Genomic DNA, 16,739 nt, shown 5'->3' on the forward strand with positions numbered 1-16,739 from the left:
AGGCTGCCCTTCTACTTGTCTTTTTTCTATTCTCATTTTATTATCCAAAGTTTTATAGCTATAGAGATTATAGCTGCACATAGCATGAGCAGTCCTCCAATAAAACTGTAAGGCGCCCATGTGATTATTATAGTTCCAAGTTCTGCTCCAAATATCATAGGTATCATAACACATATAGCTATTAAAAGGATGATCAGAACTAATTCTGTCACTATCAAAGCGCTGCGCTTTTTAATACAAATAGAAAAAGCAATCAGCAATATTCCAACTACTGTTACAAAGGTGAATATCATATCAAATACAGTCCAGACATCCATCTGTATATTCCCGCTATTACCACCATCACATAAAGTATATATTCCATCGCATAAACTATCGGTTGATGCTGCAACATTCATGTTAGTTAGAACACATACACCTATCTGCCTTTTATCAGAGAATACAATTCTTGATGAATAATTGGGGGTTCCTCCGGAATGACCAATTGTTCCGCTTTCAAAAATCTCCCATCCTGAATAATAATCTGCGCTGTCACCCAGGTTCTCTTTTACCCTGTTCACAAGGTCCTTGTATTCATCAGAGATATCAGCAATTCCCATCCATATCTGCAACCATCTCGCCATGTCTTTAGCATTGGAATAAAAATATCCTGCCGGTATCTTTCCAGGTACTACCGGAATCTCATAGGCAAAGCTATGGCGATATCCAAGCCTTGATCCTGGTATTATGGACACATTTTCGCTTAAAACTTCTACATATGTATTATTAAGACCAAGCGGAAGCAGAACTTCTGTCTCCATGTACTCTTTATAAGATCTGCCGCTTGCACTCTCTATCACCGCGCCTAAAAGATTATAGTTAACATTGGAATATGCGTACCTGGTTCCAGGTTCAAAGCTGAGGCGACGTCCATTTATTGAATCCGCCCATTCCATAAGGGTCATATCGTCTTGAGCACTTGGGTAATCGACCTCTTTATTGGTATATCCGCTTGTATGAGTAAGAAGCTGCTCAATAGTTATATCAAAAGGGTCACTGCCATAATATGCTGTAAATCCCGGAAGCCATTTGGATACTTTATCATCTTCGTTAATTATACCGCCGCCTATAAGCTTTTGTATTCCGAGTCCAGTAAATGCCTTAGTTAATGATCCTATCTGATATAAGCCATCAGCATCCCCTATTAATTCAGAACCTCCATCCTGAACAATAGCCACACTGACTGCACTGCATTTGGTCTTTAAGGAGAACTCCTCTACATAATCTGAAATAAGGATATCCTTATCAAAAGCGTATGCAGGATAGGCAGCAGTTATCAAAACAGCTACTGCCAGAATTATTAAAAATAAAGCTTTTACCTTTTTCAAAATGATTCCTCCTGACGGGTATAGGCTTAGCCCAGCAATCCAAATATCAGATTCGGATCTCCCCTGATCATATAGGAACCTACACAGCTTTTCCATATTCAGATACAGATGTTGCAAAAACAGATGCACTTAATGCAAAATAAGCTATGATATCGGACACGAAGATGGTCTCGATGAAGGCATAAGCGGTGCTGTTGCGCTTACAGATTATGAATCTCATCCTCTAATTCATCAAGATAGGTCAGGATACTATCAAAATCGGGATAAGCTCCATAAATCATGTTCTTCATGGCTGCATAATCTTCTCTTACTTCATCCATAATATAATCCGCAGGAATCAGCTTTATTTCTTTTAGTGTTGCAGTCTCATAATGTGCACTCTTGGCATAATAAAACTTTTGCTTAAACACAACGTCTTCCCTGTCTTCTCTACCAAGTAATGCAATTTTCTTCACTTAACTACATATCTCCTTTATTACTTTATATATCCACGCTGTCGTTGTTATTGCCTCTCGCAAAATAATCTCCTTATCTGAACTAGACAGCGCCTTTGATAATCTTTCTTTATCTTCCTGTTGTATTTTATCTTTTCCAATATACTTAATCGCCTGAATAACAGAAATCGTTATGAAACTTTTTCCTGATATTTCCTTATTAGCACAGTGTTTAAACTCGACCTGATAAGAACCAATATCATATTTACGATAAGGGCCATCACTTATATAGCTCCATGAATTAGGAACTTGTGTTGATAAATGCAGGAAGTTAAGAGCTGTTTCTCCTGAAGGAGCAATTGTCCAGTTATACTTCCTAGCAAGCGCCTGAGCTACCTTTTCAATATTTGGTGAACTATACTCTCCTAACAGCTTGCTGTACAATGGCTTATCATATATTCCTTTTATGACTCTTCTGATTGTCCCAGCTTCACCAAGTCGAGACAATGCTTTATTAGTAGGGTCAGTACCTGCAATATCAGCAAAATCTATCGCTGAAAAAGCATACCCTAAATCAGCATCTTCTATTCTTTTTTCTATTTCAATCTGATATTTTTCTCTCATCTTGAACGCCTTTCGTCAGATAAATTATATAATTTATCTGACGCAATTGCAAGGAGGCTCACTTTTCAAATTACCTCCAGCCAAGTGTTCTCGCCAATTATATCTTATCGTCCTCATCCTTTTTAAACATCTTTTCCATTCTTATGTAGTACTCCAAAAGCCTTACTACATAGTCCGGAGCATGGCGCATATCACGTTCCCATTCCGTGACAGTTCTATAAGGGATATCAAAGTACTCACAAAACTCCCTGCGATTCATGCCAGTGCTTTCACGCAGTTCCTTTATCTTTTTAGCCTTATCGTCCATAAAATCTCCCTAAAATTGAAATACACGTTGTGTACAAGAATAACATATCTTTTCTCTTTACACAACGTGTATAAATCTATAACCATTTCCAGTTTATTCAACGCTTCTGAACCAACCATGTTAACACAACACGACACTTTAGTTCCTAAACTTTATACAATGAGTCAGATACCTGATCAGGCTGCTGCCCATCGTGAGCTTTCCACGCACATTCTGTCAGCTCCATATTAGTAAACACTGCCTTAAAGCTTGAGTCTTCCGGACTACAAGCATATATACCAAAAGAAATCTTCCCCGCACCTTCCCACATATGGCATACTCTCATCTGAGAAAATTCTAATCCATCATAAGAGCATTCAATGCAGTAATCATCCTCTCTTCTACTGAATCTGTACCACATCTCTCTGACATCTGCAGGAATTGCAGTAGTAGCCCAATCAGAATATCCATGATTAGTGACAACGGATCCAAGATGCTGGAACTTATCATTTTCATACTCAACGGAAGCCTTAAGCCAATTCTCTGAATCAAGATACATGACTATACCGCACTGATCAAAGCGATGATGGCTGGCAGTAAAATCAGTCCTAACTATAAATGAAAAGAACTTTTCTTCTGTATCCATCTGAAATACAGGCGCATTGTCATTCCTAAAATGGTAATAAGTCCGCTGCCAGAGATCTGTATGCGGCATTGTTGTTACTTCTATACTATTTTCATTAATCTGAAAATCTTTTGGCTGTCTGAGCCATTTCATTTTATCAATCATAGTACAATCCTCTTTTAATCAGCGAACCCTCGCTCTACAATGTCATTCCAAGCTTCCTCATCTATTAGTTCATCCTTGAAAAGTTTTTCCTGTCATCCTCTGTAATAGTGCGAATAACCCTGCATGGATTATCTGCAGCGATACTCCAGTCTGGAATATCTTTGGTAACAACGCTGCCTGCGCCTACAACAACATTATCTCCAATAGTAACTCCGGGACAAATCACTGTATTGCCGCCAAGCCAGACATTATCGCCTATAGTAATTGCTTTTCCATACTCATATGCTGAATTGCGAGTGGTTGGATATACCGGATGCCCTGCTGTATATATAGCAACATTAGGCGCCATCTGACAGTTATCACCTATACTGACTGTTGCCACATCGATGATAGTGCAGTTGTAATTGGCAAAAAAATTTTTGCCCACTTTAATATGGGTTCCATAGTCGCAGTAGAATGGTGGATTGATAAAAGCACCTTCTGATCCCGGAAGAAGCTCTGCAACAACTTCCAGGATCCCATCAAAATCGCTCCTATCCATAAAATTCAGTTTCTGCAATATCTTTCTGCACTTCTTCTGTTCATCCATTACAGAATCATCAGAAATATAAGCTATCTCTTTATCACGACGTTCTATATTATTCAATGTTACCCCTCCAACAATTATCAATGCTTGATCAGATCTTCCTGTAATTATCATATCTATCATTTTGGAAAAAAACAATAAGTCTACCACTACGCAAACGCCACCTTTACACTTCTAAAAATAAGTTGCAACAATAAATCCTTTTTGCTATATTATTATCTGCAGTTTCAATACTGCGATCTATCATATCTATTATTCTAGGATTTATTCCAATTGGCACTCTCGCCAGGAATTCCAAGTATGACAGAAACTAAATTACACAAAAGGAGAAAAATGTTATTGAAAAAGAAACAGAAAACCGTTTTGGAGAACAAGGCCCACAAGGACACTGTCTTTCGTATGCTCTACAGAGAAAAGACACAGCTATTAGAGCTATACAATGCCCTTAATGGTACAAACTACACTAACGAGGATGAGCTGTTCGTCACAACCTTGGAAGGCGAGACCCTTCTAAACATGAAGAATGATGTATCATACATCTTCAACGATGAGCTAAATCTCTACGAACACCAATCAACACCGTGCCCCAACATTCCTCTACGGGATTTATCTTACGTCGCCAGCATATACAGGGAGCAGATTGATATTAGTAAAACATATAAATCCATCCCCATTACCATCCCCACACCAAGGTTCATTGTATTCTACAATGGAACAATCCCTATGGAAGACGAAAAAGTTTATAAACTTTCCGATATGTTCGAAAAGAAGACAGATCATCCGGAGCTTGAGCTTATCGTACGAGTTCTAAATATCAACGAAGGCCATAATGAAGAGCTCCTAAAAACCTGCAAAACCTTAAGGGGGTATTCCATTTTTGTCTCCAAAGTGCGAAAATACATAGTAGAAACAAGAATGAAACATGGCAAAGATGATGAAGAATTCTTCTGTCTTCCCGATGCCAGTCGTAAGACAATAATCGCAGAAGCTGTTAACAAAGCAATCGACTGGTGCATAGATAACGATGTTCTGAAAGAATTCTTCCAAGAATACAGAGAGGAGGCTTCCAGAGTGAGCATATTAGAATATAGTGCCGAAAGGCATCTGCAAGCAATCAAAGATGAAGGCTATGATATCGGGCACGAAGATGGCCTCCAGCAAGGCCTTGAACAAGGTATCCAGCAGGGCCTTGAACAAGGTATCCGGCAGGGCCTTGAACAGGGTATTAAGCAGGGCATTACTGCTTCCGTAGAACTTCTCAAGGATATGGAATTAGATGATGCAACAATCATACAGAAAATATGTGAGAAATATAAGCTGACACCCGAGCAAGCAAATAAATACCTATAACCCAAAAGCCTACAGACAGTGTTGCAACTGCAACATTGTTACTGTAGGCTTTTTTCTAAAAGGAGTCAGGTTCCTGATCTAGATCTAAAATAAAAAAACAGATAAAGAATATTGAAATCAATGCAATATTCCTCATCTGCTCATATCGATGCTCAAAAATCATATTGCATTTTGGGCAACTAATTGTTATCTAAGGTATTATATATTTGTAATTTATCAAGCTTTTTAATTAAAAGCAACCATCATAACCGCTTTCCTTTTCACAGAATTCCGGTTCTTCCAGTATTCAATACTCCAAAGATTGTGGTGACAGTGACCCCACAATCTCTGGATGCATTTGATAAAATAAACATACCTATACAGCATTCTCTTATCTATAAGTTGGCAGGTACCTGATCCTTATCAAGTAAGCTCCGTATACTTCTTACTACTCCCATAGCTCTTCTCTACAGGATACTTAGCCGCATTCTTCTGAATCTTATCCATGATAGCATCTTCGATATTAATACCCATCTTATCCGCCATAAGAATGCAGTAATTCATGATATCTGCCAGCTCCTCAGTCGCAGCCTTCTTATCATATTCCGGGCTCCACTGGAAACACTCCAGAAGCTCTGCAGCCTCTATTGAAATACTCTTAGCAAGATTCTCAGGAGTATGGAACTGATCCCAGTCTCTGTCCTTAGTGAATTTCAGTACCTCTTTCTTAACCTCTTCAAAATCCATAGCCGTCAAAACTCCTCCACGTATTTCATAAAATAGTTTCTAAGCTTCTCATCGCATACATACAGATAAGTTCCCCTGATTCCCCTTGTCATCAAAACATAGTATATATTTTTGATATACAGATCCAGTTCCTCATCCGAAGCTGACTGCTTACCACGCTTGTCAAAATAATTGGACCTGTCTACATAGATCCTACCCTTTTCATCATCGTATTTAATATCATTCCCGAGAATGACAAAGGCGTAATTGAGGTCATATCCTGCACTTGTATGAATACATCCAACCTCATCAAGCGCTCCATCGCTATTGATCCAGTTATTAAGGCAATGATTCCATCTCTTTTTGACGCCTTCGATTTCTATGTCATATGCAGTCTTGTCATTCTTGGTCTTCCACTCCCACGCATAGCCTGCAAGCATCCTGCAAAGTTCCATGTCCTTTTCTTTGACATAGAGCTCTTTATTAAAATCAGCAAAGTGGGTGAAAATCTTAAAATCGTAATCGTCAAATGTCTTCCTTGGAACATCAACATTATGAAGTATATCATTTACATAGTTGATATACTCCTCTCCACCCTTGACACGCATCTGCATTCTCAAGAAATGTGTCAGATACGCAGTCATACGCCTTCTTCTTGAAAGCTCCATCTTCACTTTGTTCTGAAATACCTCGATAGTTGTACCCGATGGGCCTGATAACTGATCCGGGTCAAAAAAGAAAACCGGAGTCTTAGAGATCTTAAGTATCCAGTCAAGCTCTGTTGCATCACTTGGAAGGCCTAGCTTTTTATTGTTATTATCATAAGCCTGATATCCAACGATGCTACGCCTTACTTGAAGCTTCTGCGCTTCGTCTACAAAAAGGATATCCCACTCCCCAGCCTTTACCGCTTCTGATGCACCTATTACATCTTTGGCAGCAAGTCCTTCTATCTTTTTGAAAAGACTCTTAAGCGTAGACCTAAGCGATGTCTGAGGAATAATAAGCCCCATCTTCTTTTCACGGAAAGGAAATCTATGAGTCTTCTCATCCTCATAATCTCTCAGATACTTCATCAGGTAAACTGCAACAATTGTCTTGCCAGTGCCGGGACGGCCCTCTACTACTATAGGTAGCTCTTTACCTTCTCTTATCTCTCTGATGATATCGTCGGCAAGGATCTTTTGATCTTTATTCAGTTCTTTAAAAGGAGAATATTTGTAGAACTCGCTATTCTTGATGTATTCAAGCGTGTGCTCGGCAAGATTATAAGACCTTAATTTATTCCATAACGCTTCAAAGGTCTCGTCGTATTCAGGCTTGCTGAAATAGTTCTTATTAGCAATACCATCATTTTTGTTGGTAATAGTATACTTACCATCAGCAGAAACAAATTGGATCAGCTTAGACTCATAATCGAAAGTTACAGACTGATTGAATCTGCCGGAATATATGAAATGAACTTTGTTAAATTCACGCTTTTCCTTGTTGTTATAATGTTGCTTCATTCTCTCCGCAACATTAGTAGACTCGCCAATATAGACCTTATCTCCATTTTCCAGGATATAAAGCATCGGCCAGTTGCCAAGATAATCGTCTTCTCCGTAGCTGTCGCTGGGAAATTTATGATTGGTTATGACATAGAGGTTTTCTTTGGTAGCTTCGGAATTGTTCATATAATTGCTCCAGTCTTAGATTTTCTGTAAGGCAACTATAATAAGTATACTACAATTTATGGTAATGCTGTTGATTCATAAAAACCCGTGTTTCTGAATTCTTTAGCGTACTGTCAACAATAAACAGTTCTCTATATCGGTTATTAAAATCGATAGATATTCCGATATATTATTGTCTCTAAATCTTCAAAAACAGCCAAAAGCTGAAGGTCGCATAGGTTATACTCTCATTCAATAGTTTTTTAAAGAGCAGTTCAAAATGAGCTGCTCTTTCCATTTCCTTAATTCTACATTAGCAATATAAATAATATTTTATATAGATTACAAGTACTTCAAAAGATGCAGAATTCTGATCATTCGTAAAAGTAAAAGTTGTACAGCCCTCAAATATGGGGGTAAATTTCACTTTACAATGATTATATGAATCAAATTCCCCTACCCAATCCACATTTATATTTCCGTTATTTCCTTGGCAATAAACACTACCATACAAAGTAAAAGTAACTTGAATTTCTCTCTCATCACCAGTTGTAACAATAATATATTGATTAGAATAATATGAAGAAGTTCCAATATAATCTGTTTTACCAAACTTTTTCAGATTGTTCATAACATCTGTCATCTTAGTATTTTCAGTTTGGTAGTCACCAACTTCTTTGCTTTTTTCTTTAAGATCACTCTCTTTATCCTCTAACTTTTCTTCCAGCTCTGCGTTAAGAGCTTCTTTTTCCGAAATCTCAGATTGTAATTCTTCGTTTTCCTTTGAAATAGATTCATTTGCCCCCACTAATAACGTATTTTTTTCTTGTAACGATTTATTCTGCAAAATCATGTATATAGAAGTTACTGATAATGTAGCAATGCATAAAACCATCATAATAACTACAGCTATTACAATGACTTTGCTTATATTGTGGTGCCCATCTTTATTGAAATCCTGCGATAAAACCACCTTACTTCCAGTTATATCTTGATTCTCACTTATTGTTTTCTCTTCATTTTTTATTATTTTCTCTTCGATTGGTTGGTGAGATAAAATAATCGGATCGACGTTAGCAGATTCATGAAAGGGCTCTTTTGCACTTGTAATTAAATCGTTTTCTATTCTGATTTTTGATTCCTGCTTTAGAATATTAATAGCAGCATCATCGCTTCCATAATCTCTATCTTGGGAATGCCCAAAAAACATTGCTCCTTCCTCAAAATAACACCTGACCTTATCGGAAGTAAGTACGTATGCCAACCACATAAGATTTATAATTAGTCTTAAAAGTTGAATGTACGTATTCATGTTCACTGGTACAGAATAAATAAACATATATATAAAAGAAATTACGCAAAGCATTACTACCCAAAAATCAAAAGCTTTTTTGTTAAAATTATCTTTGGCATACAAAATAGCAACATTTATTCCTATACTTATTGAATATTCACATATTACTAAGATAATAAAGCCATTTTTATAAGATAGCGCATTAACAATATCAGAAATACCACTAAATATTCCATATATAATGCCCAAATAAAGGGTTATAACGAACAAGCCTAATAAAAATGGGACCGAATTACGTTTGTCATTTCGTTCTTCACTTGTTTTATTATTCGCATTATGATCTTCTTTATTTCTCATATTAGCCCCTATGTTCTTCTTCATTTCTAAAAAACCAGAACCCTTTATTATCAAGGAATCTGATATTTCTGTTTTATTCTGGTTATTTCTATGTACTCTTGATACCATCCAATCTTAGGAAGTTTTATCTTTTTTCCAGTTGAACATCTTTTACAATGCGGCAAATTGCAAACCTGAGCATAATTGATAGGCACAAGATTAGCTCCCCCACACTTGCTTTTTGTATGAAGTACCTTACCATTCTTTTTCGCCACATAAACAGTATAATCACCATATGGTCCATTACCATTGGAACAAGGAAATCCATCTTTTAAAAAAGTGTTCTTTGGAATATCAACCAAGCTCAACGGATCCTTATTCTTGTATAACAACATATATTTGTTTTGTTCTTGCAAAAATAATTCTTTCTCTATCTTCCATTTTTCGTATGTTATTTTTGTATAGAGTATGACTTTTAATCCCCAAAAACACGCTATTAATCCAAGTATTACTTTGAGACATATATTATTATCTTTTTCTTCTTTTTCTTCTTTTTCTTCTTTTTCTTCTTTCTCAGCTACATTGGTTTTCTCCCTTGAATTATCAGTGTTATAACTCTTTGAAGATGAACTGCTCTGACTCTTTTCCATCTTTTCATGCAAAGGCTCTGGTCCGTCATATATCGGCGGATTGCAATCACTACAAGGGTTGTAACCATTTTCGACAACTGCCTCGTAAAGTGTTATTTCCCTATCACTACGTAAATGGTAACATCCCGCGGTATGATAACATTTACCAGTATTCGTAACGTGGACTATTGTATCGCCATTGTCCGCCAAAACTATAATCGGTTTCAATGCAATGGCTATAATGCATATAAAAATCAGCAAATAAGAAAGCTTATTCAGCCACTCTTGAATCTTAATTTTTGTTTTAGCTTTAGCTTTCGTAGTTTCTATCATGCTAATTACCGTCAAAATAACAGAGATATCTCTTTACCATCACTAATACATGTAATCTCCCCATACAAATCTGTCCGATATATTTGCGCCCCATATTCTTCGATTCTATCTAAAACTACATCATGAGGATGACCATACGCATTGTCTTCCACCACTGATATGATGCAATAATCAGGATCAACAGCTTTGATAAATTCTTCAGATGTCGATGTATTACTTCCATGATGACCTATTTTCATGACATCGCTCTTGATGTTAAAACGTGATTTAACAATAGACAGTTCTTCTGCCTCTTCCGCATCTCCTGTAATAAGGAACGATGTTGATCCATACTTAATACGGAGCACTATCGATGAATTATTAACGTTATCTTCAGCAAGACTCATATCAATTGGCCCAACAATTTGAACTGTAGCGCTTCCCAACCCGAACGTATCTCCGGCTTTAGGGACTGTTATAGTTTTCCCTTGAACATCAAGGTATTTTACAAAGCTATTAAATGCCTTAGTATCAGATTCTGTCACTGGAGCATAAGCCATTCCTACAGATGCATAGTTCAGTGCACCTGAAAGACCACCCACATGATCTTCATGAGCATGAGTACAAACTATATAATCAATATACTTAATCTCTCGTTTTTCCAAATATGAATATATGAAGCTTGAATAAGATGGATTTCCTCCATCAATCAACATAAAATGTCCACCGCACTCCACAAGAGTAGAATCACCTTCACCAACATCCAAAAAATGAATAACAAAGGACGAATCTACTAAAATGTCTGGCGTATCACTTTCTGCATCATAGTAGAACACTCCTCCATCTCCAATTGTTCTACTATCCGGAAATGATGGATTTGAAGGCAAAGTATGCTTTTTATTTACTCTTAATACTGCAATACTCACGGCAATTACGACTACAATTATTACAAATAGTATTAGTCGTCTTTTAACTTTTTTCTTCATATTTTCACAAGACTATTTCAATGAACTATTCCGTAGTGAACGTATACGTAACCGTATAGTGCGCTTTTTCTCCTTTATTCTTTCCACCGTTTTCAGTTACATATACATCCATAGTAACTGTAAATCCGTTTTGAAGGTCTTCTTCTGTCACAGTGTGTGTAGCTGATGCCTCACCAACATCAGGATTATTATCAGATTCTGTATATTTGGAATAGAATGTTAATGTATCTCCTACAGCTATTTCTTTGAGATAATAAACATTTTCACCATCTATCTTGTCTTCAAATGACCACTCATCTCCTATGTCTTCGCCGATATTAGATTTATTAACTTTCACATGCATTATTCTTCTAGTTCCATCAACAGTTATATCGCATGTTGCTTGAATACTATCAGAAACAATTGCAGTTATAGTTGCTGTACCGCCGCCAACAGCTGTAACCTCTCCTTCTTCATTAACAACAACTACGTTCTCATCACTAGAAATCCATTTTATTTCTCCAACTGTAGCATCTGATGGAGTAATCTCAACTATCAATTTCACAGCTCCTCCAAGAACTAATTCTGTTGAATCAGCTTGGATAATAATCGATTCAGGATCTATTGTTCCATCATCTTCTTCAGCTCTTCCATCATCAGCATTCTTGACCTTGTTTTCTTTATCATTTTTTGAATCAGTTTCAACAGAAATCTCTACATTGCTGCTTCTAGAAGATTCATTCGTATCTTTAGTCCTATTAGAATCACTTGATTTTCCAGAACGAGCTATCGCAAAGTACACAAGCCATGCAATTACAATAATTGCTACCTTAACCTTCTTATTCATCTTCTGATTCCTGACCATCAAAATCGTCAGAGGAACCGGAAAGATAAACAGCCACCCTAATATCCAAAGCCAAGTTCTTCTTTTCTTCGGCTTTTCATATGTATATGCAGGAATGGTCTGCTGATATTCTCTTGCACTTTCAGCCTTTGCACGCTGCCTTCCTTTTTCAAACAGATATCCGCTTTCCTCAGCATTATCGAACTGTATGTGCTTGATCTCATCATCTACAAATATGCTGTTCCCGCAATACTCGCATTTAAGATTTTTCTGATCTGCATCAAGCTGAAGTGACGCGCCGCAATTAGGACATACTATGCTAACTATTTTCATAATCATATCCTTTCAAAAATCATAGCCAAACACATATTTCAATGTAGTATTATTATTTTGTAAATGTAATTTCGTTCATTAATTCATTTAATTATATCGGAGGAAATGATGCGAAAAAGAATCTTTGAAATTATCGAAACTGCTAAAGATAATGACAAGGTAAGCTCAATTTATGATGCCGTAATGCTACTAGCAATCATCATAAGCATAATCCCATTAGGATTTAAGCAGTCTTTTCCAATTTTTCACTATACAGACCTTATAACAACTACTCTTTTTATTATCGATTACTTTCTGAGGCTGATTACTGCTGACTATAAGCTTAAAGAACGTTCAGCAGTAGCTTTTGTAAAATATCCCTTCACACCTTGGGCTATTATTGATCTTGTTTCTATCCTTCCAAGCCTGACTGTTCTTAATCCTGGATTCAAGCTATTCCGTCTATTCCGCATAATCAGAACTCTACGTGTGCTTAGGGTTTTCAAAGCATTCCGTTACTCAAAAAGCATAAAAATAATAGCAAGAGTCATAAAGAACTCACGAGGACCACTCATGGCTGTATGTACTCTTGCTATCTGTTATATTCTTATCTCTGCTCTTGTAATTTTCAATGTTGAAGCAGATTCTTTTGATACTCTTTTTGATGCAATTTACTGGGCTACTGTTTCACTTACTACCGTAGGCTATGGAGACATCTATCCTATAACAACCGCAGGACGTGTTATTACGATGATTTCTTCCGTCTTTGGTATTGCTGTGGTTGCTCTTCCTGCAGGCGTTATCACCGCAGGCTATCTGGAAGCCTTAACCGAAAGTAAGAAAGAACAGGATAAAAGCGATTTAAGTAAATCATAATGGTCATGGATTACACCGCTTGCAAGGATCATACCCAAGATTTACAAGCTCATCTCTCGTTCCTTCATAATACATTTTGTTCTTTTCCTTCATATCGCTGACACTACTGCATGTTGGATAGTGGAATTTCTTGGTATTTGTATTAACAACATAGCTGTACTGCTGCGTGGTCTGGTCTGAAGTGCTTCTCGTTATGTCTTCTTCTGTCGCATCATTTGGTGTAAGAACATATCCGTCTATAGCGCTGTTACTGCCATCTGCATAGTTGATATTTACTCCCGGCTGTACGTTATAGCAGAACACATTGAAGCAGATTCCCTGTCCTGAATCTTCTACGGAGTAGCTTTCAATCTGAACTCCTGTGCACAGGAGGTTATTGCCTTCAAATACAGGTGTAACCCTGTACATTACGTGATTACCGGTTGACTCTATATAATTCGCAACCATGTTTTCATATGGAAGCATACCATCAACGTTCATGTATCTTGTGCCTGTGACAAGATTCTTCTCATTAGCATTCTCGCCTGTGAGCTGGTAGCCTATAAGATGGCATCTGTTGTAGAGATATGGCGGTTCTGAATCAACGATTCCTGGATACTTGTTCTGGTTCCAACCTGTAGGCTTTACAGTGCCAATCGATTCGCGAGGTTCTGTAGGCATGAGGTCCTGACCTATGCATGCTACAGCAGTTGTACATCTTCCAAGGCTGTCCAAGGCTCCATACTGTTCGTATGATACTGTGGTGATATCGGAAGCTGCGAAGGTTGGTATATTGCCGTTTAGGACTACTGATGCACTTCCTGTATAAGCCGGTATGTCGCTCTTGGCATGGACTTTGGTAAGTGTTAATCCCGACAGGCTAATTATCAGTCCTATAAGAATGAGCATCGCCAATATTCTGTTTATCTTGAAGTTTGCTATTCTCATGTATTTATCCTCTATCTCTTTTCCCAAAAGGTAATAAAAAAGGCACTGCACAGCTGCAATGCCCATTACTCGTGTTACATGCAACTGGCTGACTCGGAGAGTCCCTATAGCTTTGTGTCACCAGATTGCTCTGGCTTTACCGTATATATGCAATCGTTATTTAGTTAAGTTCAAGTATAATTATTTATAATATGCATGTCAATATACTTTACCGCTACTATTTTCTCAAAAAGCAATATCCTTATATCCAACTTCCGTTACTTCTCCATCCTCGATCAACACGGCAACACCATTATCTTCCGTATCGTCTCCCCCGGAATAGGCCTGCTGCCTCTAGGATTATGTTACTACTGTCTCTCCTTCTTTTCCAATCCAGGATGCTGCATATGAAATTCTTGTGATTAATGAAGTATGAGGCTTCACATTACAAAAATTACGAAAATGCGTAATTTTTATAACTACTAATTGCATATTATATATATTATTGGTATACTTCTTTTTGGTGATGTCACTTCTGCCGGCGCTGTGATATTGCCTAAACTGACAATTGAATATTGTAGAAGGGGTATATTATGTTCAAGAAAAAAAGTGTTTTGGTTTCGACGTTATTAGTAGTAGCAATGTCTTTTAACATGATCTCATTCAATTCTTTTGCTGAAGAAGTGCCCGATGAAGAGAATGCAACAATCGCCCCCGATGAGGAGAACGCAGCTATCGATTCTGATGAGGAGGACGCAGCAATCACTTCTGATGAAGAGGACGCAACTATCGATTCTGATGAGGAGGCCGCAGCAACCACTTCTGATGAGGAAGACACAACTATCGTTCCTGCTGAGGAGTCTGAAGTAACATACGTGCTGCCAGAAGCGTCCGAAGAAGAGACGGAAGTTTTCCCTGAAGAGCCTGTTGTAGCAGAAGAATCTGCAGATCCCGAATACAAGGTTACATTTGCTCTCCTTGAAGATTGGGGAGATGGATACAATGCAGGTGTTACTATCGAGAATACGAGCGATAGGGTTATCGAAGACTGGAAACTGAGTATGGCCTATGATGCTCCGGATTTTACAACAATCTGGAACGGTGTTGTAGAAAGCCATGAAAACGGCGTGTTTGTTATTAATAACTGCGGCTGGAATCAGGATATTCCGGTTGGCGGATCTGTATTCTTCGGGTTCAGCGTTGGTGCAGCTTTTAATGGCGAACCCACTGATTTTAAAAACCTGAATGCCAAGACAGATACGCAAGAAGAAGACTACACAGTCACTTATGAAGTTATAGCAGACTGGGAGACAGGCTTCACAGGTCAGGTAACTATCACGAACAATACTGACAAGACTATTGAGGACTGGGGACTTGAATTTGATTTTGCCAACGAAATCACACAGATATGGAACGGCATTATCGAACAGCACGAGAACGGAAGATATGTTGTAAAGAATGCAGTTTACAATCAGAATATTCCGGCAGGAGAATCTGTATCTTTCGGATTCAACGTAGTTGCTCCCTGGGATAATCCGGATGTTACAGTAGATTCCTCCGCGCAGATAAATGACTATGTGCTGACAAAGTATTCAGAAGAGGCTGAGACACTTATTCTCACAATCTATGGATGTGTTATAAATGCTGTAAACGGATCTTCAATTGAAGGTGCTGTTGTAAGGCTTCGTGAAGGCAAAGACAATCAGGAAGGTGACTTCATTGCAGAAGCAGTCTCAACTGAAAATGGAGATGTACAGTTTGCTGTAAAGGAAGGCGATTACACTGCAGAAGTATCAATCGATGGTTTCATTACCGGATACTTTAACGTTACCGCAGCGGAGCAGGAATCAATAGAACCTGTAGTAATGGCTATTTCACCGGTGCTTCCTGAAGGACAGTACAGAATAGTACTCACATGGAATCCTACTCCCAGAGATCTGGATTCGCATCTGGATATTTATGGGGAGGATGGTGGAATGGTCGCCAGTGTTTCCTACAGAAAGACAAAACTTAGCAGCAACGGCGAAGTTATAGCAACTTTAGATGTTGATAATACCAGCGGACTAGGACCGGAAACTATAACTATAGATATCGACAACGAATACTTTAACGGAAAAACACTCAAGTATGTTGCCTATAACTTCAGCGGCAACCCTGTGATAGCAGAATCAGGAGCAACCGTCAACGTATACAAGGGAAGCGTTCTCGTGGACACATTTGAAGTTCCTACAAGCGGCAGCGGTAATGCATGGTATGTATTTGATATTGACGCAGATGGGGTTCATGAAGTGAACGAATTGATTCACTACAGTCACGGATAAGACTTTAAGAGGGCTGTCGCACTAAGTTATTAGTGCGCGGCCCTTTTGTCATGCGTTAATACTGAGGATACATGCTACTACTATTTTTCTTTTCATAATTGTGCCTGACCTCCTTAAAAACGCATATATGAATGATACCACGGGATG

16 protein-coding genes and 1 riboswitch are annotated in these 16,739 nt (G+C 38.0%); of the genes, 3 read left to right on the forward strand and 13 right to left on the reverse strand.

The features are described 5' to 3' along the window. Positions 1 to 32: 32 nt before the first annotated feature. From WAA20_RS12220 to WAA20_RS12245, 6 genes are all read right to left on the reverse strand, one after another. Positions 33 to 1,367 carry a serine hydrolase gene (locus tag WAA20_RS12220; RefSeq protein WP_073387988.1) on the reverse strand — a complete coding sequence of 445 codons (1,335 nt, stop codon included), beginning with the start codon at positions 1,365 to 1,367 and terminating at the stop codon, positions 33 to 35. A 200-nt stretch (positions 1,368 to 1,567) separates the two neighbouring features. Then, on the reverse strand, positions 1,568 to 1,822 hold the full coding sequence (locus tag WAA20_RS12225) for a hypothetical protein (protein ID WP_073387990.1): 255 nt from the start codon (positions 1,820 to 1,822) through the stop codon (positions 1,568 to 1,570). Further along, positions 1,823 to 2,425, reverse strand: a complete 603-nt coding sequence (locus tag WAA20_RS12230) for a DUF6088 family protein (RefSeq protein WP_073387992.1) — start codon at positions 2,423 to 2,425, stop codon at positions 1,823 to 1,825. It abuts the gene before it with no gap. 97 nt (positions 2,426 to 2,522) lie between these two features. Continuing rightward, positions 2,523 to 2,732, reverse strand: coding sequence for a helix-turn-helix domain-containing protein (locus WAA20_RS12235; protein ID WP_073387994.1), 210 nt, complete (start codon positions 2,730 to 2,732; stop codon positions 2,523 to 2,525). A gap of 145 nt (positions 2,733 to 2,877) precedes the next feature. After that, positions 2,878 to 3,501 carry a DUF1349 domain-containing protein gene (locus WAA20_RS12240; RefSeq protein ID WP_073387996.1) on the reverse strand — a complete coding sequence of 208 codons (624 nt, stop codon included), beginning with the start codon at positions 3,499 to 3,501 and terminating at the stop codon, positions 2,878 to 2,880. 64 nt (positions 3,502 to 3,565) lie between these two features. Beyond that, positions 3,566 to 4,147: a sugar O-acetyltransferase gene (locus WAA20_RS12245; RefSeq protein WP_242951180.1), complete on the reverse strand. Its 582-nt coding sequence runs from the start codon at positions 4,145 to 4,147 to the stop codon at positions 3,566 to 3,568. Between the two features lie 279 nt (positions 4,148 to 4,426). On the opposite strand from WAA20_RS12245, the gene WAA20_RS12250 reads away from it, so the two are divergent. After that, a complete protein-coding gene (locus WAA20_RS12250) occupies positions 4,427 to 5,437 on the forward strand; it encodes a hypothetical protein (RefSeq protein ID WP_139263754.1) in 1,011 nt (336 codons plus the stop codon). Between the two features lie 402 nt (positions 5,438 to 5,839). Here WAA20_RS12250 and WAA20_RS12255 read toward each other — a convergent pair whose 3' ends face one another. The 6 genes from WAA20_RS12255 to WAA20_RS12280 all read right to left on the reverse strand — a co-directional run bounded on the left by WAA20_RS12255 (position 5,840) and on the right by WAA20_RS12280 (position 12,510). Beyond that, positions 5,840 to 6,163, reverse strand: a complete 324-nt coding sequence (locus tag WAA20_RS12255; protein WP_073388032.1) for a nucleotide pyrophosphohydrolase — start codon at positions 6,161 to 6,163, stop codon at positions 5,840 to 5,842. A gap of 5 nt (positions 6,164 to 6,168) precedes the next feature. Further along, entirely contained in the window at positions 6,169 to 7,818 is a 1,650-nt protein-coding gene (locus WAA20_RS12260) for a DUF2075 domain-containing protein (protein ID WP_073388000.1), read from the reverse strand. 292 nt (positions 7,819 to 8,110) lie between these two features. Continuing rightward, entirely contained in the window at positions 8,111 to 9,556 is a 1,446-nt protein-coding gene (locus tag WAA20_RS12265) for a hypothetical protein (protein ID WP_338801119.1), read from the reverse strand. Then, positions 9,499 to 10,389, reverse strand: coding sequence for a hypothetical protein (locus WAA20_RS12270; protein ID WP_139263758.1), 891 nt, complete (start codon positions 10,387 to 10,389; stop codon positions 9,499 to 9,501). Before WAA20_RS12270 ends, WAA20_RS12265 begins: the two co-directional genes overlap by 58 nt. 11 nt (positions 10,390 to 10,400) lie before the next feature. Beyond that, positions 10,401 to 11,354: a ComEC/Rec2 family competence protein gene (locus WAA20_RS12275; protein ID WP_081373841.1), complete on the reverse strand. Its 954-nt coding sequence runs from the start codon at positions 11,352 to 11,354 to the stop codon at positions 10,401 to 10,403. A 25-nt stretch (positions 11,355 to 11,379) separates the two neighbouring features. Then, complete coding sequence (locus tag WAA20_RS12280; protein ID WP_073388008.1) at positions 11,380 to 12,510, reverse strand: Ig-like domain-containing protein; 1,131 nt, start codon at positions 12,508 to 12,510, stop codon at positions 11,380 to 11,382. A 108-nt stretch (positions 12,511 to 12,618) separates the two neighbouring features. On the opposite strand from WAA20_RS12280, the gene WAA20_RS12285 reads away from it, so the two are divergent. Beyond that, positions 12,619 to 13,365, forward strand: a complete 747-nt coding sequence (locus tag WAA20_RS12285) for an ion transporter (RefSeq protein WP_207649292.1) — start codon at positions 12,619 to 12,621, stop codon at positions 13,363 to 13,365. A 3-nt stretch (positions 13,366 to 13,368) separates the two neighbouring features. Here WAA20_RS12285 and WAA20_RS12290 read toward each other — a convergent pair whose 3' ends face one another. Then, a complete protein-coding gene (locus WAA20_RS12290) occupies positions 13,369 to 14,292 on the reverse strand; it encodes a DNA/RNA non-specific endonuclease (RefSeq protein WP_073388034.1) in 924 nt (307 codons plus the stop codon). A gap of 76 nt (positions 14,293 to 14,368) precedes the next feature. Further along, positions 14,369 to 14,443, reverse strand: a riboswitch (cyclic di-GMP riboswitch). Positions 14,444 to 14,864: 421 nt separating this feature from the next. On the opposite strand from WAA20_RS12290, the gene WAA20_RS12295 reads away from it, so the two are divergent. Beyond that, on the forward strand, positions 14,865 to 16,592 hold the full coding sequence (locus WAA20_RS12295) for a cellulose binding domain-containing protein (RefSeq protein WP_073388012.1): 1,728 nt from the start codon (positions 14,865 to 14,867) through the stop codon (positions 16,590 to 16,592). Positions 16,593 to 16,739: the final 147 nt, after the last annotated feature.

The sequence above is a fragment of the Butyrivibrio fibrisolvens genome (genome assembly GCF_037113525.1).
GTDB classification, from domain to species: domain Bacteria; phylum Bacillota; class Clostridia; order Lachnospirales; family Lachnospiraceae; genus Butyrivibrio; species Butyrivibrio fibrisolvens.

Excerpts from the sequence above, each read along its gene's own strand:
- WAA20_RS12230 (WP_073387992.1), bottom strand. The coding sequence starts at position 2,425 with ATGAGAGAAAAATATCAGATTGAAATAGAAAAAAGAATAGAAGATGCT.
- WAA20_RS12235 (WP_073387994.1), bottom strand. The coding sequence starts at position 2,732 with ATGGACGATAAGGCTAAAAAGATAAAGGAACTGCGTGAAAGCACTGGC.
- WAA20_RS12240 (WP_073387996.1), bottom strand. The coding sequence starts at position 3,501 with ATGATTGATAAAATGAAATGGCTCAGACAGCCAAAAGATTTTCAGATT.
- WAA20_RS12255 (WP_073388032.1), bottom strand. The coding sequence starts at position 6,163 with ATGGATTTTGAAGAGGTTAAGAAAGAGGTACTGAAATTCACTAAGGAC.
- WAA20_RS12260 (WP_073388000.1), bottom strand. The coding sequence starts at position 7,818 with ATGAACAATTCCGAAGCTACCAAAGAAAACCTCTATGTCATAACCAAT.
- WAA20_RS12265 (WP_338801119.1), bottom strand. The coding sequence starts at position 9,556 with ATGGTATCAAGAGTACATAGAAATAACCAGAATAAAACAGAAATATCA.
- WAA20_RS12270 (WP_139263758.1), bottom strand. The coding sequence starts at position 10,389 with ATGATAGAAACTACGAAAGCTAAAGCTAAAACAAAAATTAAGATTCAA.
- WAA20_RS12275 (WP_081373841.1), bottom strand. The coding sequence starts at position 11,354 with ATGAAGAAAAAAGTTAAAAGACGACTAATACTATTTGTAATAATTGTA.
- WAA20_RS12280 (WP_073388008.1), bottom strand. The coding sequence starts at position 12,510 with ATGAAAATAGTTAGCATAGTATGTCCTAATTGCGGCGCGTCACTTCAG.
- WAA20_RS12285 (WP_207649292.1), top strand. The coding sequence starts at position 12,619 with ATGCGAAAAAGAATCTTTGAAATTATCGAAACTGCTAAAGATAATGAC.
- WAA20_RS12290 (WP_073388034.1), bottom strand. The coding sequence starts at position 14,292 with ATGAGAATAGCAAACTTCAAGATAAACAGAATATTGGCGATGCTCATT.
- WAA20_RS12295 (WP_073388012.1), top strand. The coding sequence starts at position 14,865 with ATGTTCAAGAAAAAAAGTGTTTTGGTTTCGACGTTATTAGTAGTAGCA.